This is a genomic window from Roseofilum halophilum BLCC-M91 (assembly GCF_030068445.1).
Lineage (GTDB): Bacteria > Cyanobacteriota > Cyanobacteriia > Cyanobacteriales > Desertifilaceae > Roseofilum > Roseofilum halophilum.
On sequence record NZ_JAQPOK010000090.1, the window covers coordinates 73,059 to 98,453 of the forward strand.

Below are 25,395 nucleotides of genomic sequence, written 5' to 3' on the forward strand. Positions count from 1 at the left end.
TCCCCACTCTCCCCCCTTGAACTATGACCATTAGCATATTCACCACCGATACCCAGTTAAAGGTTCGCTCCTGGGATACCCAATTAACAGACATGACCGGATTGACTCCACAAGAAGCCATGAACCAGCCGCTAGGGTCGATTATTCCTGAGTTAGAGACCAGAGGATTACTCCAACACTTTAAGCGAGTTTTAAGAGAAGGGGTCATTGAAACCCTCGCCCCTGCCTTGCACCATTATTTGATTCCCTGCGATCCCCCCATTGCTTCCGAGTATTTCGACCGAATGCAGCAGCGAGTGACAATTGTCCCCCTACGAGAAGGGGAGAACATTGTGGGCACACTGGTGACAGTAGAAGATGTGACCGCTCGGCTAATTGAAGAAAAACAAATGAGCGCCGAAGCATCGGATATGGCTGACCCCTTCTCTAGTCTCCGGTCTCAGGAGCGCAGTACGTCTTCTTGGGATGTGCTGGCATCTAGGCGCAAGGCGATCGAGCAATGCCAACACTCTCCGGAAATTACCCGGAAAGTCATCGATGTCTTACGTCAGGAACACCGCCATCCGACCCTCTTAAACAGCGTGCTGTCGGTGTTGAGTAAGAGCCAGATCGATCCTTCACCCGTGTTGTGGGAATGTTTACAAGATCCCGATCCAGAGCTGCGGATTTATGCGGCTCTTGCCCTGGGCAATCGCCACCATCCTGGCTCCATTGAACCCCTGATTAAGGCCCTGGACGATCCCGATACCAATGTGGTCTATCAAGCTATTGAATCCTTGGGCAAACTCAAAGCCAGCGAGGCGATCGACAAATTAGTAGAAATTGCCCAATCCGATGATTTTTTCCTGGCATTTGGGGCCTTCGATGCCTTGATGCAAATGGACGATCCGGAAGTGACCCCGCGATTAATTCCTTTGTTGGTTCGTACTCTCAACTGGCGAGTGCGACGGGAAGCGGTGGATAAAATTGCCCTCCATGGCAACAGCGATCTCACCAGTTCCTTACTGAGCTTGCTACGGCAACAACACCGCAATCCCAATGTCCTCAACAGTGTGCTTCAGGTGTTGATCCTGGGGGATGTTGACCCGATTCCCGCTTTGGTGGGCTGTCTAGAAGATCCCAATGATCCGGATTTGCGTACCTATGCGGCCGGTGCATTGGGCGATCGCGCCGATCCGAGAGCCATTGGCCCCCTGATGGAGGCTCTCAAGGACGATCATCCCAACGTTAAATACCATTCCATTGAAGCCTTGGGACGACTCAAAGCTAATGAAGCGGTAGAAGCGCTCTTGGACATTGCCACCCAAGAAGACTTTTTCCTCGCATTCCCGGCTCTCTGTAGCCTCACCCAAATCGGCGAGCGAGCGATCGCCTATCGCCTGGTTCCCCTCCTGGATGACCCCCTACTGGCTCCCCAAGCGGCCGAAGCCTTGGGCGCTCTGGGCGATGTGGATGTGGTGGTTCCCCTGGTACGGCACTTATCTGAACCGGGAGCTAGTGTATCGACTTTAGCCACGGCCATCGCCTCCATTGCCGATCGCTACGACCAAACCCATCAAATCACGACCATCACCGACCCGATTAGGCAAACCCTAGATGAAGACGGGGCCAGGGCCCTGATGAAAGAAACCCTCCACGCTGCCCAGGACAATTTACCAGCCTTGCTCCTCTGTTTAGGAGCAGTTCCCCCTGACTACCGTCCCCTCGTGGCCCCAGCCTTTACCTCCCTACTCTCCAATGAAACGGTGCGGGAGAACTGTATTCAAATCCTGGTGGGTTATGGTTCCCTCGGCAGCGAACTGCTGTTAGAGAGTTTACCGGAACTGGATTTGGAAGGACAAAAGGCGGCGGTGGTTGCCCTGGGTCGCATTGGTGACCCCCTAGCCACGGCGAAACTACAGCAATTGCTGGAAGAAACGGATGTAGAGCTGGTTAGATCGGCAACGGCTGCCCTAGCCCAAATTGGCGATCGAGGGGCGACGGAATCCTTGTTATCTCTACTCGGTCATGAGGATGGAGCGGTGCGTCTAGGGGCGATCGCCGCTCTCAACTCCTGTCGTCCTCCCCATCTGGACGAGCAGATCAAAATCCGTCTGAGCGATCCCAATCCCAGGGTGCGCGAATGTGCGGTAAAAATTGCTGGCTATTTCGCCTTTCCAGACTCCATTGAGGTGTTAATCGATCTCCTCCAAGATCCGGAGGAAAAAGTGCGACGCTCGGCGATCGAACATTTGCCCTATCTGGATCATCCCCAAGTCATGGACTATTTAATCGATGCCTTGGCCCAGGAAACCCCGGTTTGTCGGGCGGCAGCCGCTCGCGCCCTGGGAGAGCTGGAGATGCCCAGCAACTTGAATGGGGCCGGATGGGAGAAAACTCCCTTACCTGCCCTCAAACGAGCAATGCTCGATCGGGAAGAATGGGTGCGCTATAGTGCCCTGCGATCCATTGGCCAGTTGATAGGAACTGGCCATGGCGGTGACTGGAGCGAGTTGACGGATCAGTTGACTGGTTTAGCCCAAAGTGACCCTTGTATTAGTGTACGGGCGGCGGCGACCGAATGCTTGGGACGGGTTGCTCCGAATAGTATTGGGCCGTTAACTGAGTTGGCTGAATCTGGGCCTGGGGATGTGGCACGAGCGGCCCTGATTGCTTTGGGGCGCTTGGATACGGGGGAGGCGATCGCCCCCTTGCTCAATGCCCTCAATTCTCCCAATCCCGAACGCCGGTTAGATGCCATGCAAGCCTTCCAGGAGCGGGGTGGTCAAGAGGCAGGCGTGGCTCTGCAATGGATGGCAGCCGCCGATCCAGAAGAGCGGGTGACTTTAGCGGCCATTGAGACTTTGGGCCGTTTGGGGGGCCAAGAGGCGATCGCCTCCTTACTCGAACTTACCCTCGATCCGGCCAATCGCCATTTCTGTATTGAAGTCCTCAGTCGTCAGAAAACCTTCAAAGAAGATTATATTGATGCGATCGCCGCCGGTCTCCATCATGCCCATAGTCAAGTTCGCTGTAGTACCGTAGAAGTGCTAAAACGCCTTCAACATCCCTATGCTTCAGAATTTTTGATTGTTGCTCTAGGTGACTCCGACGAATCAGTACGCTTGGCAGCAGTAGAAGCCCTAAGCTATTTAGGAAATCAAAGCTGTCAACCTCAGTTATTAGTGTTAGCTCGTACCGATCCCTCTTTGGCAGTTCGTCGGGCAGCTCAAAAGGCCATTCACCAATAAAGGAGAACGCCCGCTTGAGGTCATCCTATGGATGAAAAAACTTGGTGTTGTGATTGGAAAACATGATCTTTTCAACCCGTGCTTTTGGAATGTCTGACAGTACCTTTGTGATTTTACGAAATTTAATTCACGAACGTACCGGTATTTATTACGATCAGTCCAAACAAGATTTATTAGCTGACAAACTCTCCCCCAGACTCTTAGAGCAAGGAATTCATTCTTTTCTGGATTATTACTATCTATTGAAGTATGACACAAGCGCCAATCGAGAATGGCAAGAATTGGTTAATACAATTACTGTGCCGGAAACATTTTTTTGGCGAGAATTCGATCAAATAGAGGTGCTAATCAACCAACTCATTCATGAGTATTTAGATCAACAAAAACCATCTGGATTATCTTATGGTTATAGCTATCCCCTAAAAATTTGGAGTGCAGCCTGCTCCACCGGTGAAGAACCCCTGACGATCGCCATGGCCTTAGAAGAAGCTGGATGGTTCGATCGGCTACCGATTGAAATTTATGCCACGGATATTTCATCACGGGCGATCGCTAAAGCCAAGAAAGGAGTATACCGGGAGCATTCTTTTCGGGTTTTGTCGCCAGCCTTAAAAGAAAAGTATTTTACTCAAGAAACCGCAGGATGGCGCATTCAGCCCCATATTCATCATCGAATTCACTGGAAAACGGCTAATTTATTAAATCCCGACGATTTTATCTTATTTACCAATATCCCCTTTATTTTTTGCCGCAATGTGTTTATCTACTTTTCCCCTGATTCGATCAAAAAGACTACGATGATGTTTTTTGAAAAAATGCCCGCCAATGGTTGTTTATTTCTCGGATCGTCGGAATCAATTATTAAACTTAATACCCAATTCCGCGTTTGTGAAATTAATCGATCGTTTATCTATATGAAGCAAAATCAACACCAGCCTTAATGCTCCCCCCCATTTACCTGACCCCTATTAATATCGATCATGAGTATAACCCAACCCAACAATCCCAATTTAATCAAAGTGCTAGTCGTAGACGACTCAGCCTATGTGCGTAAAGTGATCAAAAAAATGCTATCCAACAGTCCATTTATTGAGGTGATCGGGATTGCCCATGATGGGGAAGATGCGTTAGAACAAGTGGCCAAACACAATCCGGATGTGGTCACCTTGGATTTAATTATGCCAGGAATTGATGGGATTGAATTTATTCGCCAGCAAATGTTGCGGAAAGTGCTTCCCATTGTGATTGTTAGTATTGCTGATGAGGGAGGAAAAAAGGTTTTAGATGCCTTAGATGCAGGAGCAGTAGACTTTATTCATAAGCCTACGGCCTTAGCCACTGATAAAATATTTGAAATTCAAGACGATCTGATTCAGAAGGTGAAAAAAGCGGCCAAATTACCCTTAAATCCTTATCCTCCGGCCCTCAATTTAGTCACTCCTGATGTGAAACCTTCTGTGGCCATCAGTCCTTCTAGCACCCCTCGATTTGATATTGTTTTAATTGGCATTTCTACTGGTGGCCCTCAAGCATTGACCTATCTGATTCCCCAGTTTCCTGAAGATTTTCCTGTACCTATTGCCGTCGTCTTACATATGCCGAAAGGCTATACAAAACTCTATTCTGAACGGTTAAATCATTACTGTTCCCTGGAAGTCATTGAAGCCCATACTGGGGATCTGGTGTGTCCGGGTCGAGTGCTGATTGCTACGGCCGGATACCATTTAGGCTTTGAACGCAACCAGGAAGGAGTGGTGGTGGCTAAACAGCAATCTAAGCCCTTTGATTTACCCCATCGTCCCTCTGTGGATGTCTTATTTCAATCTGGCGCTCAAGTCTATGGCGATCGCACCTTGGGGGTGGTGATGACGGGGATGGGATCGGATGGTAAACAAGGTGCAGCTCAAATTAAATCCCATGGAGGGATGATTATCACTGAATCTGAGTCCAGTTGTGTGGTGTATGGAATGCCCCGTTCTGTTGTCGAAGCGGGGTTGAGCGATCGCAGTGCGTCCCTAAAATCGATGGCCCATGCCATCAATGAACTCCTCTTTAGCTGTGCTTAACATGATAAAATTATTACCAGTCATGAGGAAGCTCTCTTGGAACTAATAAACATGCAATTAACAGGGGAAGACTATGCTATTAACTGACCATCAAAAATATGCCTTAATGGAGTTTATGTCCCTAGCTCTCTCGGAAAAGAGTGCTTTTTTGCTGTCAGATTTGATGCATTTTCCTATTAGCTTAGATGTTTCTGATGTTTCCCTCAATTCCTTAGTTATTCTTTCCCAAAACTGGTCGGAAAACTTTAGCGATCCAGTCGTCTGTGTGCATCAAAAATTTGAAAATTCCTTGGCTGGAGATGCTTTGTTTGTTCTCGATTATCCGTCAGCTATTAAGTTAGCTCACTTCGGACACTCAAGCTTTCCATCCGTTACTCCCAACTTAACGGTTTCGGGTTGCGAAGTGTTAACGGAAATTGGCAATGTAATGCTCAACACTTATTTGGCTATGTTAAGCCATTTGCGAGGGGGACAGCTTAATTTTTCTATGCCTTCTTTTGCTATTCAAGAGATTCCCTATTTACTCAAGGGTTTGATTGCCAGCCGTAATGAGTTGAGGTACGCTTTGGTTCTCAATGCTAAGTTTACTGTTTCTGAACAATCGATTGTGAGTTATCTGATTTTAGTGACGGGGGTAACCTCTCTCGTATGCTTAATTAAGGGGATTGAAGCGTCTTATGAAATGATGCTTCCGGGTTGATTTGGGCAATAGGGAATAGGCACAATTTTTAGATCTTTTTTATATAACATAAAAATGTTACTTTGTCAATGGTTAGGAAGGGGAACATAATCAATGGGGGAAAAGATATATCAATAAATGTTAAGGGATGGCCAAAGTTCTTATAAAATTAGGTTAGATAGACGCAAAAATACCTATTCAATCGGGATTTTCCGCAAGCGGACAGCAAGGGGAAAACTCATCCCATGGGTTGACTTGGCTCTTCTGGGACTCCAGAAAGGTTAAAATTGCTGAAAACGTCTTATCCACGTTACCCTGACAGGTTGTGGTCGCCAAAGACGACCCAAACCCTAGGTCATGGAGTAAACAGTAGGGGTATTTTAATATTTTCTTGTGTGTTTCCCGTTTCCAGAGCGGACAAGGGAAACCTCCCCCTAGTCGGAATCATATCCATATCGGCTCTCGCCGAAATAGTGTAACTGCCAAGGCGGTTAGGACTTAATTTTCAATTCACCCAACCTACTCAAGGGAATAAGGATCATAGAGGAACCTCCAATATGTACACCCAGGTTAAATCCAATATTCGTCGTGTAACTGTACCAGAAACAGAGCCAGCTAATGGCATAGATGGGGAAACCCTAAAGGCGATCGCCGAAGAACTGATCGGCCAAGAGACTCTAGAAGGCGCACCTGACCTAGAGTCTGCCGCCCCTGCCGCCAATGGGCGAAAAGTGATCAAAATTGTGTACATCGTCATGGAGGCGCAATACCAAAGTGCCCTCACCCAAGCGGCTCAAACCATTAACCGCAGTGCGGCGAAACATCAAAATCAAGTGGGGATAGAGTTAAGTGGATACTTAATTGAAGAGCTACGCAACCCCGAAAACTATGCCGAGTTTGAGCAGGATATGGAGACGGCCAATATCTTCATTGGCTCTCTGATTTTCATTGAAGATCTGGCCGATCGCATTGTCGCCACGGTTGCTCCCCATCGCGATCGCCTGGATGCGGCGGTGATCTTCCCCTCCATGCCCCAAGTCATGCGCCTGAATAAGTTGGGAAGCTTTAGCATGGCGCAGTTGGGGCAATCAAAGAGTGCGATCGCCTCATTCATGAAAAAGCGCAAGGAGTCGAGCGGTTCCTCCTTCCAAGACGGAATGCTCAAACTCCTGCGTACCTTGCCCAAAGTCCTGAAATACATGCCCATCGAAAAGGCCCAGGACGCTCGCAATTTCATGCTCTCGTTCCAATATTGGCTGGGGGGATCGCCGGAAAACCTGACCAACTTCTTGCTGATGTTGGCGGATAAGTATGTGCTGGAAACCGAGCAGCAACTGAGCTACGAAGACCCGGTAGTGTATCCAGATATGGGTCTGTGGCATCCCATGGCCCCGAAAATGTTTGAAGACCAACAGGAGTATTGGGATTGGTACAATAGCCGGGACGACATCGACGATGACCTCAAAGACCCCCTCGCTCCCTGTGTGGGTCTGGTGTTGCAGCGCAGCCACCTGGTGACCGGTGATGATGCTCACTATGTGGCGATCGTTCAAGAGCTTGAATGCCGAGGAGCCAGAGTCATGGGCACATTTGCGGGGGGCTTAGACTTCTCTAAACCCGTGGATGCCTATTTCTGGAATCAACGGACTGAGAAACCCATCGTTGATACGGTGATTTCCTTAACCGGGTTTGCCCTGGTGGGTGGGCCTGCTCGTCAAGACCATCCCAAGGCAGTAGAGAGCCTGAAGCGCCTCAACCGACCCTATATGGTGGCCCTGCCCTTGGTGTTCCAAACCACGGAGGAGTGGGAAGCCTCGGAATTGGGACTGCACCCGGTACAGGTAGCGCTGCAAATTGCGATTCCGGAACTCGATGGGGCGATTGAGCCGATTATCCTTTCGGGACGGGATGGAGCCACCGGAAAGGCGATCGCCCTCCAAGATAGGATCGAGTCCGTTGCTGCTCGCGCCCTCAAATGGGCTAACCTGCGGCGCAAACCCAAACTGGACAAGAAAGTTGCCATCACGGTCTTTAGCTTCCCCCCCGATAAAGGAAATGTGGGAACGGCAGCTTATCTAGACGTATTTGGCAGCATCTACGAAGTGGTTCGCGCCCTGCGGGATAATGGCTATGACCTTGGGGAACTGCCAGAATCTCCCAAAGAGTTGATGGAAGCGGTGATCCACGATGCCAGTGCCCAATATGCTTCCCCGGAGCTGAATGTGGCCTATCGCATGGGAGTGCCGGAATACGAGAAACTAACGCCCTATTCGGAGCGCCTAGAGGAAAACTGGGGCCCCCCTCCGGGACATCTGAACAGCGATGGTCAAAACCTGCTGGTGTATGGGAAACACTTTGGCAACCTGTTTATTGGGGTACAGCCCACGTTTGGGTATGAAGGTGACCCCATGCGGCTGCTGTTCTCGCGATCGGCTTCTCCCCACCATGGTTTTGCCGCTTACTACACCTACCTGGAGAAAATCTGGGGCGCAGATGCGGTGCTGCACTTCGGAACCCATGGCTCTTTGGAGTTTATGCCAGGGAAACAGATGGGGATGTCGGGGGAGTGTTACCCGGATAATCTGATTGGTTCGATTCCGAACTTGTACTACTACGCGGCGAATAATCCCTCGGAGGCGACGATCGCCAAACGCAGAGGTTATGCAGCCACCATTTCCTATCTGACTCCTCCAGCCGAAAATGCGGGCTTGTACAGAGGTTTAGCCGAACTGAGCGAGTTGATCGGCTCCTATCAACAGCTCAAGGATACCCCCAGGGGCGAACAAATTGTACTCACCATCATCGAGAAATGCCGCCAGGTGAATCTAGACCAAGATATTGCCCTCCCCGAAACCGTAGGGGCGGGTTTGAAACCCGCCCCTACAGCCGCCCCCAACCTATCGGCTGAAGAGCGGGATAATCTGGTCGGTCAGGTGTACAACAAACTGATGGAAATCGAGTCACGGTTGTTACCCTGTGGGTTGCATGTAGTCGGGAAACCACCGACAGCGACAGAGGCGATCGCCACCTTGGTCAACATCTCCAACATCGATCGCCCCGAAGACGGCATCGAAAGCCTGCCCCGGATCATCGCTCGTAGTATCGACCGCGACATCGACCAAATCTATGAAAGCAGCGATTTAGGAGTCCTCGAAGACGTAGAACTCTATAACCAAATCGTCCAAGCCACCCGCGCTGCCGTCACTGCCCTCGTCGAAGAACAAACCAACGCCGAAGGTCGGGTATCCCTCGTCTCCAAGTTGAACTTCTTCAACATGGGTAAAAAAGCACCCTGGGTCGCCAAACTCCATGAATTGGGCTACACCAACGTCGATGAAGCGGCCCTCAAGACCTTAATGGAATATCTCGAATTCTGTCTCGAACAGATCTGTGCCGATAACGAATTGGGTGGACTGCTCGCTGCCCTAGAAGGCCAGTATATTCTCCCCGGGCCCGGGGGTGACCCCATCCGCAACCCGGACGTATTGCCCACCGGTAAAAACATCCACGCCCTCGATCCCCAATCCATTCCCACAGAAGCAGCCATCAAATCGGCCAAACGGGTAGTCGATCAACTTCTGGAGCGCCATAAAGCCACCAACAACGGCCAACTCCCCGAAACCATTGCCACCGTTCTCTGGGGAACCGACAACATTAAAACCTTCGGCGAGTCTTTAGCTCAGATCCTCTGGTTTGTGGGAGTCAAACCCGTTCCCGATGCCCTCGGACGGGTGAATAAACTGGAATTGATTCCCCTCGAAGAATTGGGACGGCCCCGGATTGATGTGGTGGTTAACTGTTCTGGAGTCTTCCGAGATCTGTTTGTTAATCAGATGGCGCTGATGGATAAAGCCGTGAAAATGGCTGCCGAAGCAGACGAACATCCAGAAATGAACTTCGTTCGCAAACATGCCATGGAGCAAGCCGACGAGTTAGGCATTAACCTCCGTCAAGCCGCCAGCCGGATTTATTCTAATGCCAGTGGTTCCTACGCTTCTAACGTTAACCTAGCCGTGGAAAATTCCTCCTGGGAAGAAGAGTCCGAACTGCAAGAGATGTATCTCAACCGCAAATCCTTCGCCTTTGATGCCGATAATCCCGGCATCATGAAAGAGAGCCGTCAGGTGTTCGAGTCTTCCCTCAAGAGCGCAGAAGTCACGTTCCAGAACTTAGACTCTTCTGAGATTAGCTTGACCGATGTTTCCCACTATTTCGATAGCGACCCCACGAAGGTGGTGAGTTCCCTGCGCAAAGATGGCAAACAACCGGCTGCCTATATTGCCGATACCACCACCGCTAAAGGTCAGGTGCGCTCCTTATCGGAAACCGTGCGCCTGGATGCGCGGACAAAAATGCTCAATCCCAAATGGTATGAGGGAATGCTCTCCCACGGCTATGAAGGGGTGCGCGAGTTGTCCAAGCGCCTGGTGAATACTTCGGGATGGAGTGCCACTGCGGGAGCCGTGGATAACTGGGTGTATGAGGAAACCAACGACACCTTCATCAAGGATGAGGCCATGTGTCAACGGTTGCTCAACCTCAATCCCCATTCTTTCCGCAAGATGGTTAGTACGCTCCTAGAGGTGAATGGTCGCGGCTACTGGGAAACCAGCGAGGACAATCTCGACCGTCTGCGTCAGTTGTATCAGGAAGCAGAAGACCGTATTGAAGGGATTGATGATTAGATTGGGTTAATTCTCACGTCATCTGAGCCTAATTGCCAATCATTTCGTAGAGACAAGGCACGCCTTGTCTCTACGTTTTGTTCCGTAGGATTTATAGTCGATTTTCTAGCAATGTCTGAATGATGCGTCGGGATATACGGAAGTTCGTTTGTTGCAATAGCGCGATCGCCTCTGAAAGCTCGACTAAACCTTGATGGGCCGCCTCATCCAAGATTCCCAGAGTGCCGATAACGGGAATTTTGCGATCGCTCGCTATGCGTCTCCCCAAGCGTTCATCGATAATCAGTAGGTCTGCTGGTAGGGTTTGGGCTATACTAATCGCAGCCTGTTCGCCGCGATCGAGAGAATTCAGGGTTTCATCAAGCCTAGAAACAACTTGAATAGTAAGCCAGGAAGGAGGATTAGCGCTCCATTGACGTACAACTGCTGGTGCGGAGGAATCCTGCATTTCATCCCGAACCCCATCAGGAATGATAATTTGCTCAAATAAGCTGGGGAGCAGGTCAATCTGGCCAATTAGCAATAAATAGTTGATCGGCGAAGTATCAGAAACGACGATCATAACGGAGTTGGCGAAGGGTTTCCCGATCCTGCTGCAAATCTGCCTCGTCATAATGCAAATCAGCCTTATGCTGCTTCAAAAAGGCATCAACATCCCAACGAGAAGGTAAACCCAAAATGCGACGGACTTCCCCACTGGTAATTTTTTCGGTCTGATAAGCTTGTACGACTAAAGCTTCCAAAATCTCGCGAGCTAGATGGTTTGGGTTAAAATGGTCAACAAGTTCATCAGGAATGTCAAGTGTAATTTGCACCATTTAATCTCCTTAGAATCTAGGGGTTATTGTATTCGCTCTTGTAGGGGTGGGCAAGCTAAAACCAGAGAATTGATAATTTGCCCCGATAGACTTGCCCACCCTACAACTCCAATACCTTCGCCAGTGTGTTCTATTGTTTCTTACGCTTGATTCCCTGGGAAATTGTGCCCAAAGCACCCAAGGCCAGCAATGAGATGACAGAACTCGGTTCGGGTACAGATTGTTGAATTCCTGTGCCTTGGACAATATTATCAATTCCAGTATTAATCGTTCCTCCATTGACAGTTGTCCAACGCATTGACGTAATATCTTCGTCAGCGAGTACCCCAAAAAATCCAACTTGTGTCGGGTCATGCTGCAACACAAAGCTGTCTAGCAAACCCCCAGAACCAAAGACTTGAATCGTTGCAGGCCCAAAAGCATTGAGATAAGTATCAAAGCCCAGCGCTTCCATGGGTGTACCGAATTCTACCGTAAAATCCTCATCACCATTGGCAGTTAAAATACTACTTTCGGTGATGGGAACACCAAAGTTCCTATATCCTGGTGAAGACACCCATACGTTAGGAACAGAGCCACCAGCAAGACCGGTATAGGTGTTGTTGTTATTTACAAAAGAGGGTATACGGCGATCTTTCTGTGTAAAGTCCTCAAAATCTTCAACCAAAGTAGTTTCAGTCACCGTATCAAAGTCATTGACATCGGTGAAAAACATCACCGCAGCATGGGACGCTTGAGACATCATCAGAGCGCTTACGGTTGCTCCAGCACAAGCGATAGAGAGTTTTTGCCAAGTTGTAACCATCGTTATGGGTTTTACCTCGATTTTGACTAAACGAGGAGGATCTCACAGAACACTGTTCGGGGTGTTTTTCCCGAAAGCGATCGACCCTCCTATAAGTTACTCTGTTTTTTCAGGCTGATTTTATGCAAAATTGCGGATCTTGTAATGATTCTTTATAATTTAGACTCTAGTGGTTAAATTCCAGGATCTTAGTACAGGCTTGGATAGCATCAAGGAGATATTCGCGATCGCGCAGCGAAACGGAGTTTTATCGCGGCTCATCGGCAGTAGATAGTGTAAGTATGACTGAGAATGTTTTGGCGGCGGATGGGATTATGGCTGTTTTCGATCGCATTGCGGGTAACCAAGTCGATGGGGCGATCGCCGAGAAAGTCCCCCAATCTTCGGGGGATTTTCTGTATATCGGTCAATATAGTAGCTATTGCTACGACGATCGCCTTACCCAACCGTTAATGGTAAACCGACTATCGGTAAATTTTTTCGAGGAACAACGCACGGGTAGGACTTCATGTAAATAGCGACTGAGGAAAAATACAATACTATTGTGTCGGGGTTCAACTCTTTGGTAGGTATCGGCTTTGGCATAATAGCCATTTTTGATTGTACTGTCGTAAACGAGCAGTTCTCCCCCAGTAAAGTTTTTGGGTTGATTATGGAAATAGTAAACATAGGTTAGCTCTCTGTTGGCTGTATCGGGAGAGCCATTATCATTATGGAGCTTAAAATAATGACCGTCGTTATGGGCGGTTAATTGGGCTTCGATATCGTGGGGTTCAAAGAGGGGGCGATCCAGTTGGGGTAAAACTTCTGGCATCATTCCTTTGATCCGTTCGACGATCATCTCGGAGAATTCAGGGAAGTGATAAAGAACGGTGGAGTGGCGATAGTCCGCTTGTCCTGTGGAGGTAGTGGTACTGGTGAAGTCTTTTTGACGTTTTTTGACGTATTTGAGTAGGCGATCGCACTCTTTGTCGCTGAGGAAGTTATCTAAATGGACAAAGCGAGAAGTAATGGTATGGGATACGGGAGCCGGAGGTTGGGGTGCAGGAGTCGCCATTTGCTGTGCTTTTTGTTGTTGTACATATAACGGCGGTTCTGTCAATACCCCAATCAATTGATGGCTGGGAAAACAGAGGGCTTGGCGATCGTCATTTAAGGGAATTTGAAATAATTGGGAAGGAGAGCTTCCATTATTGACTGTATTTCCAGTCTGGGAAGCTAAGACTTTCATCACGGCGACCAGAATGGGGGAATTGGAAGGCAAAGACAGGGTATACTGATGGCCTCCAGCTAAAAGCAGGGTGACTTTAACGGTTTGGACTGCTGCTGATGTTTGGCTACTCATTGGATAAACAGGTAATCGTTAACAGGGTTGTCAGGGGTGTTTTTCCGAGCGGGACAATCTCTTAATTCAAAAATTCTACACTTTGAATTTCCGATGTCCAAAATTTCCATTCCCCCTTATATTTTCTCAAGGTATGGATAATGAGCAGTCGGTTATCCCGAAATTGAGCCTCACCTCCAATTTTAGTGGTGGTTTGAGTGGCAATGATTTGAGCTTTATCGTCAGTGACTTCAAGAATTTCCCAATCCTCAAGTTCATATCTTAAATCCACTAACTCAATGCTCTGAATAACCGTTTGTTCTGTGATTTCAAATTGGGGAGAATCTGGGTGCATCGTGTTCATATATCTCTCAACACTGTCTGCATTGATAGCGTTTAAGTTTTCGTCGATCAGGGCTTGGATGGCTGCTCGTTCTTCAGCCTCTTTTGTGTGAGATGAATCAAGCCGATGCAAGGGATTTAAGGAGATTAATTGAGTTCCAGACGGGACGATTGGCAAGGACTCAAGGGAGAAAATAGTAAGAATTGAGACTAAAGCGATTTGAGAAAACATAAAATATAGCGCTTTGCGCGGTAATGGGTAATGGGTAATGGGTAATGGGTAATGGGTAATGGGTAATGGGTAATAGGCAAAAGGCAAAAGTTGATCCTCCCCATCTTCCCCATCCCCGCGTCTCCGCGTCTCCGTGTCTCCTCGTCTCCCCATCCCATTCCCCTAACTTCTGGGGGGAATGCGATACCACCCATACCAGTGATGAACGGCTAACCAAGTGACAGATAGGAGGGCGGCTAAACTTAAGGTTAACCCACTGTAGGGAACGAGTAAGCCCAAAACGGGTAACACTGCTCCGGAGATGGTGGCAATGATTGCCGCAGAGGATTCGCGACGGTTGTCGCCTAATCCCCAGGCTAGGGGGAGTAGAATGCAGGAGAGGAGTATCCAGGATAGCTCTGGGTTAAGGAGGCGACTGGCGTAGGTGAGGGCGAAAATACAGGCAAAAAAGACACTACAGGCGATCGCCACATCGCGCAGTTGTAGAGGCAGTGACAAATACAACAAGATAAGCCACCAGAGCAACAAGCCGGGAGTGAGCAACAGTAGGCGGGGCAAGACTCCGGTTCTGCCCACGGGATTAGTCGCGGTAAATACACCGAAGGGATTACGGACAGAAACGTTATCTTCAAATACCCAGATAAAGCGCTTTCCTTGTCCTTCTTCGAGGGTTTGGGTGGGGACAATGCCACTGGCAAAATCGGCTTTGGGGAAATTGGCGATCGCCGTTAACTGAAAATTAGATAACAATTGCCCATTGGCATTATAGACCCATCTGGGAGACCCTTGAACTTGATAGGTAACCCGAAATCGCGCCGTTTCCTGGGAGTCTAAGCTAAACGGAAAGCCATAATCTCCCGGATTAATGGGTTCTAACCGTTCTCCATCCCGCTCAACGCGAAAATTCTGGAGAATCGTATACCCATAGGGAGGCTGGATTTCAAAGAAAAAATCTTCCCGCTCTCCTAAGAGGTTAGTGACTTGATACTGAGCTTCAAAAGCAACTTGATAAACGGGTTGATTGGTTTGTACATTCAGCGCCTGATTGAGCAATACCTGAATCTCAGAGGCTTCTAAACTTAAATAGCGGTTTACCTCTCGCTCCTCCTCCACCTCGATATACTCGCCATCGATATAGCGGTTAAATGTATAGGTTTCGGGGATGGTGTAACGCACCTGGGGAGCGGGTTGTTCTAATCGTTCCCCTGTCAAGATCTGGGCAGATTCAACCACTTGGGCTTGTTCCCAATGATGATAGCGGTTAGCCAGGGTGGTACAGAAGAAAAAGCCGATGGCGATCGCCATCAACAGTACCACACCATGTTGCAGCAGCTCCAACAGCAGATCGTAGCGCTGTAACCATTTATTCGTCCAATTGTCTCTCCAAGGGGACGGATTTCGATCGCGTCGCAGGGCAAATCCCAAAGCGGCTAACACTAAGCCAAATCCTGCCACCACCAGAATTAAAATCAGAAAAGTATTAAAAATATGAGAGCCAAACTGCATTAACTCGTCGGCATGGGTAAGATCGGGTAAATTGGGAATACCTTCAGGAAGTCTAAACATAAGGTCTTATTTTAGAGTTGAGAGGGTAAAGGGTGCTTCTCATGCTGGACATGAGACGAAAACAATCAAGTTTTGATCATCTAATGTCCACTATCAACTATTCACTAGCTATGGATCGCCATCAGAGACATGAAGCTCAAATCGAGATCTTGGTGGTTGATGACACTTCAACAAATTTAAGTGTACTCACCCAATTGTTATCCAAGGAAGGCTATAAAGTGCGAGTCGCTCGCAATGGTGAGTTTGCCCTGCGCTCTGCCTTTTCTTCGCCTCCGAACCTGATTTTACTCGATATTCTGATGCCGGAAATGAATGGCTATCAGGTATGTGAGCGTTTGAAATTAAACCCGATTACCCAAGATATTCCGATTATTTTCCTGAGTGCCTCTGATGAGATCTTGGATAAGGTAACGGCGTTTGGGGTGGGAGGGGTTGATTATATTACGAAGCCCTTTGAAAGTATAGAAGTCTTAGCCAGAATTGAAAATCAGCTCCGGTTGCGATCGCTGCAACAGCAACTGCAAAGCCAAAATGAACATTTATACGCAGAAATCGAAAAGCGCAAGGCGATCGAAGCGTCTCTCGCTCAATCCCGTTCCCTACTCTCAGGGATCTTAAATAGTTCCCTAGATGCCATTGCTGCTTTGGAAGCACGCCGAAATGAACAGCAAAAGATTATCGATTTTCGCTGCTTATTGCTCAATCCCATGGCCTATCAATTATTGGGCAAATCTCAATTACAGGGTAAATCTTTACTGAGAGCGCTGCCGGGCTTAAAACTCGATGGGTTATTGGATGAGTTTATCTCGGTGGTGGAAACTTCACAAGCGATTCAAAAAGAAATCTATTATGCCCACGATGGCATTGAAGGCTGGTTTGAGATTTTGTTAGTGAAGCTCGGAGATGGGTTAACGGTAACCTTCCGAGATATTAGCAAGCGCAAACAAATTGAGTTGGCACTCGAACAAGCGAATTTAGAATTAAGCAATCAAGCGAATGTTGATGGTTTGACACAAATTGCGAATCGTCGCTATTTCGATCAGTATTTGGCCGAACAATGGCAACAGTTGAAGGTGGAGCAACAGCCTTTGGCGTTAATTTTGGCGGATGTGGATTATTTTAAGCTCTATAACGATAATTACGGCCATCAAGCGGGCGATCGCTGTTTGATTAAGGTCGCTCAAACCCTTTCCCAACAGTTACCGACTGCCGAAAGTTTGGCCGCTCGTTATGGGGGAGAAGAGTTTGGCATCATTCTGCCCCAGACTTCCCTAGAGCAAGCCAGACAAGTGGCGGAAACCATTCGCCAAGTGATTCATCAACTCAAGCTAGATCATGCCTATTCTCAGGTGAGTTCCTCGGTGACTTTAAGTTTAGGGGTGAGTGCGGTGATTCCTGGAGATTCCCAATCCCCAGAACAGTTAATCGCCCAAGCCGATCGCGCTTTATACCAAGCGAAAGAGAAGGGACGCGATCGCCTGGAGTGCGACTAAAATAAACTAAGATATAAACTTGGAGATTGTCCCATGCAGATTACCTTAACTCTCGAACAAGAAAAATTTTTAAGAGCGCAACTGGAAAGGGGTCAATATCGCACTCCGGAGGAAGTAGTGAGTCAGGCTTTGAAACTTCTAGAAGAACAAGAAACTCTGAAGTTAGTCTCTCCGATTGCTGGAAGTGAGTCGGCTAAACAACTACTGGTTGAGAAATTAACCCAATTGAGGACACAACAAGCCAGATCTGAAAATACAGTCATAGATGGCGATAATGCTCCGCATCGCTTGCGCGATCGAGAAAGCCTGAGTCAAGATATAAAAAATCTCTTCAAGAAAACTGACTCTATTGCAGGGATTGAAGAGATTACGGAAGCAGACATGGCGGCGGAGATTGAAGCCTATCGGAGCGGGCAGTGAAAGTAGTCATTGACACAAATATCTTAATTTCGGCTATTTTGAAAGGTAATTATTTCGGTTTCTGTGTTTAAGGATATCGTAATAAACTCAGAAGAAAGAAAGTGAACTATTCCCTATTCCCCCTACTCTAGCGGGAAACGCTGTAAATATCTTGTCCTCGTCCCAAGGCATAGCGGAGGGAGTGGGGTAAGTCTTTACTCGATTGGGTTAAGAATACCAGTAAACCGAGGATCAGGGTAATGGTGATATAGATAAATAGGGTTTGATAGGAAAAGGCTTGGGCAATCATGCCAGCCATGGGGCCGGCTATGGCAATGCCGAGATCGAAGCCTCCTAAACAGAGACCGAATAAGCGTCCCCGTTCGTGGGGATAGGCGCGATCGGCGATAATGGCGGAGGTGGTGGGAATGAGGAGGCCAAAACCAGCGCCTTCTAAGAATCCAGAGAGTAAGAAGAGCCAAGCGGTATCGGCAAAGGTGAGGATGAACATGGCGATCGCATAGAGGAAGATGCTGAAGGTAATAAAAATTCCTCGACCAATGCGATCGCTTAACGGGCCGGCAACTAAACGAATACTAAAACTGGCGATCGCGGCGGCGGTAAAAAATAATCCGGCGTTAAAGTTCACTCCGGTTTCCTGAATTAAGAGGGAAATAAACGAACTCATGCCGCCAAAAGCCAGACCGACATGGAGGAGAACCAGGCTTAAAATGCGAATGCGGGGACTCAGGAGCAAGCGCCATAGTCCGGGTTGAATGGCGGGTGAGGAGTCGGCTTTCTCTGGGTCGGTGCGCCGCTTTTCTTGGACTTGAGTCATAATCAAAAGGGCGAGAAACCCGAAACTCGCGGTTAACAGAAACAGAGAGCGATCGCCAAAAGCTTCCTGTACAAATCCCCCTAAAGCGGGGCCAAAGGCCACACCGACGGGATTAATCAAGCTCATATAACCCAGAACTTCACCCCGATTTTTTGGGGGGGTCAGATCCGTGACCAGGGCAATATATCCGGTGGTAAAGGCTGCCAAACTAATGCCGTGGAAACTCCGCACGAGCATCAGGGAGGAAACAGACTCGACGAGGAGATAACCGAGGGGAGCGAGACCACAAACGGCTGTACCAATCAAGATCACCAGTTTGCGGCTATGGCTATCGGCGATCGCCCCAATGCAAGGTCGAGCTAATAACAGGCCAATGGCAAACGCTCCCATGACAATACCAAGTTGTCGATCTGCTATCCCTAGCGATCGGAGATAGAGCGGTAAAGTGGGTAACAAAGAGCCAATACTTGACCAAAAGAGTAAACCCGAAGCAAACATCAACAGCAGATTTTTTCGCTCACTCGCACTCAGGGTTAGGAAAACCTTCATATATCTCCCTAGAATCAACCCTTCTTAGTATAGTCAGGGTAACCCTATCCTGGAGGAAACAAAAAAAACAGGGCAATCCTGCCCTGGGAGTGAAGATGGAGTTGGAAACGATGGACACAAAATCTTTTAGACCACTTGCCGAGAAGCCAGCTTCTCTAAGTCCGCTTGGCTTTGCTGGAGCAGTTGCTCCCGACTATCCGCAGTCTGTTTATAGTTGGGGAGCAAGTTGCGAGCTTGTAGCGCCATGTGAAGTTGGAGGTGGGCCACATACTCACTAAAGTCTTCACGATGTAACGAGTTTTGGGTTAGGTTTTGCTGTGAATTCAAGGTGTTCTCCTGCCGTTACGATCACTGCTTTGCCAACAGCATAGAGCGTATCATGGCTTTTTGAGGAGGTGAACCCTTCGCAATGAAGCTTAACGATCGCTAGAGATTTTAGTTACAAAATGTAAACTCTCGTTTCAGACAGAGACTAAGAAACCCCAGTTTCCACGGATGATTTCTGAGAGAGTCGTTTACTTTCTCTCGATAGTCCTTGACTAATGGGAAGCTCAATCTGAAACTCTGCTCCCCCTCCCGGTTCAGAATGACACGATAAGCTCCCCCCATGACGCTCGACCACAATTTGATAACTAATCGATAGGCCTAAACCCGTTCCTTGGCCAATCGGTTTAGTCGTAAAAAAGGGATTAAAGATTTGTTCTTGAACCCCAGGAGGTATCCCTAGCCCATTATCAGCGATGGTAATCATCACCCGATTCGGTTGGCATAAAGCCGTGGTAATCGTTAATGTGGGTAAAGATTTAGGGCTAGAGTCGTCAGTTAGGATTCGTTGAGTTTCTAAGGCATCAATACCATTGGCTAAAATATTCATAAACACTTGATTTAAGTAACCCGGATAGCATTCGATTTTAGGGAGAGTGCCATAATTTCTAATCACCTGAATTTCTTGAACCTCCCGTTGAGTCCTCAATCTATTTTGTAAAATCAATAAACTATTTTCAATCCCTTCGTGCAGATCAACCTCTTTGATTCCATCTTCATCCAAACGGGAAAAATTACGCAGGGACTTAACAATTTCCCGAATTCGTTCCGAACCAGTCTTCATAGAAGATAAAATTTTCTGAAAATCGTTCAAGACAAACTCTAATTCAATCTCTTCCATCAATTCGGCGATCGCTAAGGGAGGGTCTGGATAATAGGTTTGGTACAATTCAATCAAGCTTAACAGGTCTTCGGCATAATTTTGAGCAGGAGCCAGGTTAGAATGAATAAAACTAATGGGATTATTAATTTCATGGGCAATTCCGGCGACCAATTGCCCCAAACCGGACATTTTTTCCGCTTGAATCAGTTGGCTTTGGGTCGCTCGCAAGTTTTTCAGGGTGACTTCTGCGGATTCTTTGGCCTGTTTGAGTAATGTTTTTTCTTCTTCTAACTCTTCAAACAATTCTCGCACTTGGGCCGTCATTTGATTAAATGCGGTGGCTAAAACGCCTAATTCATTGGCTTCCGTAATCGGTACTTCTGTATTAAAGTTGCCTTCACGGATTCTCAGGGCTGCCTCGGTCAGATGCTTGAGAGGAGAGAGAATACGATGGGCACGGTAAAATCCGATCCCCATGGAAATCAGTGTAATTAAAAACAAAGCGATGATCGTAATTCGCAGCATTCTAGCGATCGGGGCATAGGCTTCTTTTACCGGTAATTCAACCACTAATTTCCATTGCATACTGGGAATAATCGTTGTTGCGCCTAATACCTTTTGATCGTACAGTCCTGAATAAATATTCAGTTGAGTATTATTTCGAGGCCAAAGATTCTGCAATAACTCTGGATCGGAAATTTGTTGCAGCTCAAAATTATCTTGCCTCATTCCGGTTTGGGCAACGATCGCATAGCGCTCATCTAAAATATAAGTATATCCCGTTTTTCCGACTAACATATTTGACACAACAAAGCCCAGGAACCTTAAATCAATTTCAGCCATCAACACACCATCAACCCGATCCTCTTCATTACGAATCGGCACTGATAAGATTGTTTTCGGCGATCGATCTTTGGGATCGAGATGGACATACGAAACATATTCTTCTTGCAGATCAAAAGAGTGAATAAATATCTGAGAATTCGACAGATTTTGACCTGAATTAATAGTGCTACTCGGATCTAGAAATACTAGATTAATTACCTCACCTTGACGATTGACAATTCCTACCGATCGATAGGCATCATTATGACGAATTAAGCCTTCTAGAAACCGGGTTTGAGTTTGAGATTCTAAATTCGTTAACCCTCGAACTCGTGCCAAATATCCCAATTGTCTCTTAAGATCATCTAAATAATTATTGATTCGACTCGCAGCTAATTCCGATCGGTTTTCTTGTAACTCTTGATTTTTTTGTAACTCCGATTTTAAGCTCAAATACCCCAGGATTCCTCCAGTAGTGATTACACTCAATAAACCAACTAAAATCAGGCTATAGCGAAGTTGATTCGATAAGGAAAAGACTTTTAGTAAAGACTTTTTTGGAGATTTTAAGGTTCGATATTTCATCGATCAATTCCTAGTAGGATTAGATGTTATAGGTAAATTGAAGTTTGCCGACGATCCGATCGTCTCCTTTTTTGGGGGTTATCACCCATACAGCGCTTTCCGCTTCGCGGAGATGTTTCGGCTGTCGCCGACATGAATCGGCTGTCGCCGACATGAATCGGCTGTCGCCGACATGAACATGTCGGACGTGCATGTTGGCGCAGCCGAAAGTCCAAAACCTGCGGTAATGGGTAGAGCGATCGCAGCCGATCGCTCAGGTCAGGGGTAAAACACTGAGAACACCAGTCAACATCAATAATTGATGATGCATACCAACGGTTATCCTACAGGTCAGGATGGGATCGGCGATCGCTTCCTACCCATGCCTAGTTATAACTCGCACAGTAGTTTTACTTAGCCATTTTAGTCGATCATTCTGAAAAAATTGTGAAATTATGAATTTTTATTACGTTCTGCTGCTTGCCAAAGCTATCATGGATTAACAATGCTTATTAACATAATTTATTAACATAGGCTGATTTGCCATGAACTTGACATTAACTCGTCCCTCGAACCAAATTTAGAATCCTATTTTGCCTTCACCCAACCCCCCTGATGATTGACCTAACAAAATAATGACCCCGGAGATCAAAAAGATGAAAAAAAGAGTGAATAATACTAGATATATCAGTACATCTTGGTGGCTTTATTCTCTGGTGGCCAGTACCCTCCTACATCTCTATGGAGGCTTAGATCGTCCAGCTCTAGGGCAGTCCATTATTCCCGCTCAAGATGGTACAGGAACACTGGTTTATCCAGGGAATAATCAACAGTTTAATATCCAAGGGGGAACCAAAGCGGGGCAAAATCTGTTTCATAGTTTTCAGCAATTTGGATTAACCCAAGGTCAAATTGCCAACTTTATGGCTCAACCGGATATCCAAAATATTTTGGGTCGTGTGGTAGGGGGCGATCCGTCCGTGATTAATGGCTTAATTCAACTGAGCAATAGCAGCGCTAACCTCTATTTAATTAATCCTGCGGGGATTCTCTTTGGGCCCAATGCCAGCTTAAATGTGCCCGCCGATTTTTATGCCACGACAGCAACGAGCATTGGACTAGGACTCGATCAATGGTTTAATGTAGTCGGTTCTAATGATTGGAGTCGCTTAACCGGAAACCCCACAGAATTTAAGTTTGAGGATGCTAAACCGGGCAGTATTGTTAATTTGGGCAATTTACAAGTTAATGAGCAGCAAACCCTGGGTTTAATTGGCGGGAATACGCTTAATTTGGGAACCCTATCTGCACCGGGGGGAACCATTACCATGGCTGCGGTTCCGGGAGAAAATTCGGTACGCCTCTCCCAAGAGGGCCATCTCTTAAGTTTAGACCTGCCGGTGAATTCCGAAAATGCCCATTCCCAAGCCATTACCCCCTTAACCCTTCCGGAGCTGTTGACCAGTAGTGAAGTCAACCATGCTAAAAGTGTAACGGTGAATGCCCAGGGCCAGGTGGTGTTAACGGGATCGGGAATTACACTTCCGGAAATGTCGGGGTTGGCGATCGCCTCCGGAACCCTCGATACTTCTAGTATAACCGGTGGAAAGATCGGCATTTTAGGCGATCGCATTGGCATCATCGATGCTCAGATCAACGCCTCCGGAACCCAAGGAGGTGGAACCATCAACATTGGCGGTTCCTTCCAAGGAAAGGGCCCCCTTCCCAACAGTAACTTTACCCTCGTTAACGAAAACAGCATCATCAATGCCGATGCACTCCTGAATGGAGATGGGGGAGACATCATCATCTGGAGCGATGAGACCACCCAATTTTTCGGTCAAATTAGCGCCAAAGGAGGCCAAACTTCTGGCAATGGCGGATTTGTCGAAATATCCGGTCTATCGTTCCTAAACTACCAAGGAGAAGTCAACACCACTGCACCCCAAGGACTCACCGGAACCCTACTACTCGACCCCACCAATATAGAAGTCGTTGCTGAAGGAGGAGACACCAGTGACCTAGAAGACGTAGACCAATTTAGCGATCCCGACCTCAATACCACCGAAAGTATTACCCGCATTAACGTTAGTGCCATTAACGGAGCAGAAACCAACGTCACCCTACAAGCGACCGAAAATATCACCTTCAGTGAAGCAGTTAATATGACCATTGAATTTGTGGGACTCTCTGCTGAAGCTGGAAGCTCTATCGATGTGGATGCCAGCATTACCACCACTACCGGCAATCTCACCCTCGACGCTCCCACCATCAATATTAATGCTCCCCTGAGTACAGGGGGAGGCTTTGCTGTACTCCAAAACAGCAGCACTGCATCAAGCAGTGCTTCCATTACCGTTAATCAGAGCATTACTACCAGTGGAGGGAATATTGGTCTCGGCGGTGCAACCACAGCAGATACACCCAACATCGATGTAAATGCTGCACTGAATACTGGAGGGGGAGAGATTACGGCGATCGCCAATCAGATTACCACAGGAGACATCACCACCAGTGGAGGCGCAATTAATATCACTGCTGATAGCACAGTCACCACAGGAAACTTCACCACCAGTGGAGGTTTAGTCAGTATCAGCGCTGATAGCACCATTACTCTAGGCAATATCAATACCTCTAACACCACCAGTGATGGAGGAGATATCACTCTACTGTCTACATCGGACAGTATCACCACAGGAACCATCAATACCACCAGTAGCTCCAGTGGAGGCGGTAATGTTGTCCTAAGTGCCCCCAATGACATAGAAGTCACCTCCATTAATGCAGAAGGAGGAAGTATTGGAGGCAATGTTGACCTCACGACCGACGGCTTTGTGCGCGTTACCGGAACCTTCACCGCAAGCAATACTGAAACCGCCAGCATTTCTACTTCTGGAGCCACGGAAACAGATGGCGGAACCATTACCATTACCCATGGTGGCAACGGCACAACCCCTTTTATTGTCGGTGATGCCGCCACCAATGGTACAGCAGGCGTAATTACCAGAGGCACGGGTACAGAATCCACCATCAGTATTACCAACGAATTCTTAGAAAGTCACACTCAGGACACAGAACAGATTCAAATTCTCACGACTACCCCAACCCCAAACCCAAACCCAACCCCCAACCCAAACCCCAACCCCACCCCAACCCCAAACAAAAAAACAAAACCCCCCCCACGCCAAACCACAACTCCACCAACTGGAGAGCAACCGCCCCAGGATGGAGGAGCAGAGCAACCTCCCCAGGATGGAGGGCAGCAACCGCCCCAGGATGGAGGAGCAGAGCAACCGCCCCAGGATGGAGGGCAGCAACCGCCCCAGGATGGAGGAGGAGAGCAACCGCCCCAGGATGGAGGAGCAGAGCAACCGCCCCAGGATGGAGGGCAGCAACCGCCCCAGGATGGAGGAGCAGAGCAACCGCCCCAGGATGGAGGAGCAGAGCAACCGCCCCAGGATGGAGGGCAGCAACCTCCCCAGGATGGAGGGCAGCAACCGCCCCAGGATGGAGGAGCAGAGCAACCGCCCCAGGATAGAAGAGTTGAGCAGTTGAATCCCACCCAAGAAGGTTTACACAATCCTACATCCCCCAATCAGCCGGTGGGAAATCGCGGCCCCGAAGGCCCTAGCACTACCAGTTCATTAGGAGAACCAGGTCTACAAAATCCTGGCAGTGGAGAATCCACCCTACAACAGGCTCCCGATCGCCAAACTCAAGCGGCCGAACCCTCACAAGACCAAGCTCCCTCACAAGACCAACCTGATACCAGACAAACCGACCAACCCCAAGACACACAAGACTCTGGTGAACCTCGCCAGAACACTTCTAAT

19 protein-coding genes and 1 pseudogene are annotated in these 25,395 nt (G+C 47.9%); 9 read left to right on the top strand and 11 right to left on the bottom strand.

Annotation, left to right across the window (positions count from 1 at the left end; all coding sequences use genetic code 11):
- Window positions 1-23 precede the first annotated feature (23 nt).
- The 5 genes from PJF56_RS12545 to PJF56_RS12565 all read left to right on the top strand — a co-directional run bounded on the left by PJF56_RS12545 (window position 24) and on the right by PJF56_RS12565 (window position 10,660).
- Window positions 24-3,230, top strand: a complete 3,207-nt coding sequence (locus tag PJF56_RS12545) for a HEAT repeat domain-containing protein (protein ID WP_283763017.1) — start codon at window positions 24-26, stop codon at window positions 3,228-3,230.
- Window positions 3,231-3,319: 89 nt separating this feature from the next.
- A complete protein-coding gene (locus PJF56_RS12550) occupies window positions 3,320-4,171 on the top strand; it encodes a CheR family methyltransferase (protein WP_283763018.1) in 852 nt (283 codons plus the stop codon).
- Between the two features lie 39 nt (window positions 4,172-4,210).
- Entirely contained in the window at window positions 4,211-5,296 is a 1,086-nt protein-coding gene (locus PJF56_RS12555; RefSeq protein WP_283763019.1) for a protein-glutamate methylesterase/protein-glutamine glutaminase, read from the top strand.
- A gap of 73 nt (window positions 5,297-5,369) precedes the next feature.
- On the top strand, window positions 5,370-5,996 hold the full coding sequence (locus tag PJF56_RS12560) for a hypothetical protein (RefSeq protein ID WP_283763020.1): 627 nt from the start codon (window positions 5,370-5,372) through the stop codon (window positions 5,994-5,996).
- Between the two features lie 536 nt (window positions 5,997-6,532).
- Entirely contained in the window at window positions 6,533-10,660 is a 4,128-nt protein-coding gene (locus tag PJF56_RS12565) for a magnesium chelatase subunit H (RefSeq protein WP_283763021.1), read from the top strand.
- Window positions 10,661-10,751: 91 nt separating this feature from the next.
- Here the strand turns inward: PJF56_RS12565 and PJF56_RS12570 are convergent, their stop codons facing one another.
- From PJF56_RS12570 to PJF56_RS12600, 7 genes are all read right to left on the bottom strand, one after another.
- Complete coding sequence (locus PJF56_RS12570; RefSeq protein WP_283763022.1) at window positions 10,752-11,222, bottom strand: PIN domain-containing protein; 471 nt, start codon at window positions 11,220-11,222, stop codon at window positions 10,752-10,754.
- On the bottom strand, window positions 11,206-11,475 hold the full coding sequence (locus PJF56_RS12575; RefSeq protein WP_347179535.1) for a UPF0175 family protein: 270 nt from the start codon (window positions 11,473-11,475) through the stop codon (window positions 11,206-11,208). Before PJF56_RS12575 ends, PJF56_RS12570 begins: the two co-directional genes overlap by 17 nt.
- A 133-nt stretch (window positions 11,476-11,608) precedes the next feature.
- On the bottom strand, window positions 11,609-12,283 hold the full coding sequence (locus PJF56_RS12580) for a PEP-CTERM sorting domain-containing protein (protein WP_283763024.1): 675 nt from the start codon (window positions 12,281-12,283) through the stop codon (window positions 11,609-11,611).
- Between the two features lie 257 nt (window positions 12,284-12,540).
- Window positions 12,541-12,693, bottom strand: coding sequence for a hypothetical protein (locus tag PJF56_RS12585; protein WP_283763025.1), 153 nt, complete (start codon window positions 12,691-12,693; stop codon window positions 12,541-12,543).
- A gap of 14 nt (window positions 12,694-12,707) precedes the next feature.
- On the bottom strand, window positions 12,708-13,628 hold the full coding sequence (locus tag PJF56_RS12590; RefSeq protein ID WP_283763026.1) for a 2OG-Fe(II) oxygenase: 921 nt from the start codon (window positions 13,626-13,628) through the stop codon (window positions 12,708-12,710).
- A 61-nt stretch (window positions 13,629-13,689) separates the two neighbouring features.
- A complete protein-coding gene (locus PJF56_RS12595; protein ID WP_283763027.1) occupies window positions 13,690-14,082 on the bottom strand; it encodes a hypothetical protein in 393 nt (130 codons plus the stop codon).
- Window positions 14,083-14,343: 261 nt separating this feature from the next.
- Window positions 14,344-15,747 (bottom strand): hypothetical protein, encoded by a 1,404-nt coding sequence (locus PJF56_RS12600; RefSeq protein WP_283763028.1) that lies wholly within the window; start codon window positions 15,745-15,747, stop codon window positions 14,344-14,346.
- A gap of 83 nt (window positions 15,748-15,830) precedes the next feature.
- Here PJF56_RS12600 and PJF56_RS12605 point away from each other — a divergent pair, with 83 nt between their 5' ends.
- A complete protein-coding gene (locus tag PJF56_RS12605) occupies window positions 15,831-17,240 on the top strand; it encodes a diguanylate cyclase domain-containing protein (RefSeq protein WP_283763029.1) in 1,410 nt (469 codons plus the stop codon).
- A 33-nt stretch (window positions 17,241-17,273) separates the two neighbouring features.
- On the top strand, window positions 17,274-17,660 hold the full coding sequence (locus PJF56_RS12610) for a ribbon-helix-helix domain-containing protein (RefSeq protein ID WP_283763030.1): 387 nt from the start codon (window positions 17,274-17,276) through the stop codon (window positions 17,658-17,660).
- Window positions 17,661-17,787: 127 nt separating this feature from the next.
- On the opposite strand, the gene PJF56_RS12615 is transcribed toward PJF56_RS12610, so the two are convergent.
- The 4 genes from PJF56_RS12615 to PJF56_RS12630 form a co-directional block, all read right to left on the bottom strand.
- Window positions 17,788-19,026, bottom strand: coding sequence for an MFS transporter (locus PJF56_RS12615; RefSeq protein ID WP_283763031.1), 1,239 nt, complete (start codon window positions 19,024-19,026; stop codon window positions 17,788-17,790).
- Window positions 19,027-19,152: 126 nt separating this feature from the next.
- The gene (locus PJF56_RS12620; protein ID WP_283763032.1) at window positions 19,153-19,353 is read right to left on the bottom strand and encodes a hypothetical protein; all 201 of its coding nucleotides are present in this window, start codon (window positions 19,351-19,353) and stop codon (window positions 19,153-19,155) included.
- Window positions 19,354-19,498: 145 nt separating this feature from the next.
- Window positions 19,499-21,583 (bottom strand): sensor histidine kinase, encoded by a 2,085-nt coding sequence (locus tag PJF56_RS12625; protein ID WP_283763033.1) that lies wholly within the window; start codon window positions 21,581-21,583, stop codon window positions 19,499-19,501.
- A gap of 19 nt (window positions 21,584-21,602) precedes the next feature.
- Entirely contained in the window at window positions 21,603-21,776 is a 174-nt protein-coding gene (locus tag PJF56_RS12630) for a hypothetical protein (protein WP_283763034.1), read from the bottom strand.
- 442 nt (window positions 21,777-22,218) lie between these two features.
- On the opposite strand from PJF56_RS12630, the pseudogene PJF56_RS22415 reads away from it, so the two are divergent.
- Both PJF56_RS22415 and PJF56_RS22420 read left to right on the top strand, forming a co-directional pair.
- A pseudogene (locus tag PJF56_RS22415) lies at window positions 22,219-23,067 on the top strand (filamentous hemagglutinin N-terminal domain-containing protein); the annotation flags it as partial.
- A 1,747-nt stretch (window positions 23,068-24,814) separates the two neighbouring features.
- Window positions 24,815-25,117 carry a hypothetical protein gene (locus PJF56_RS22420; protein ID WP_488199626.1) on the top strand — a complete coding sequence of 101 codons (303 nt, stop codon included), beginning with the start codon at window positions 24,815-24,817 and terminating at the stop codon, window positions 25,115-25,117.
- Window positions 25,118-25,395: the final 278 nt, after the last annotated feature.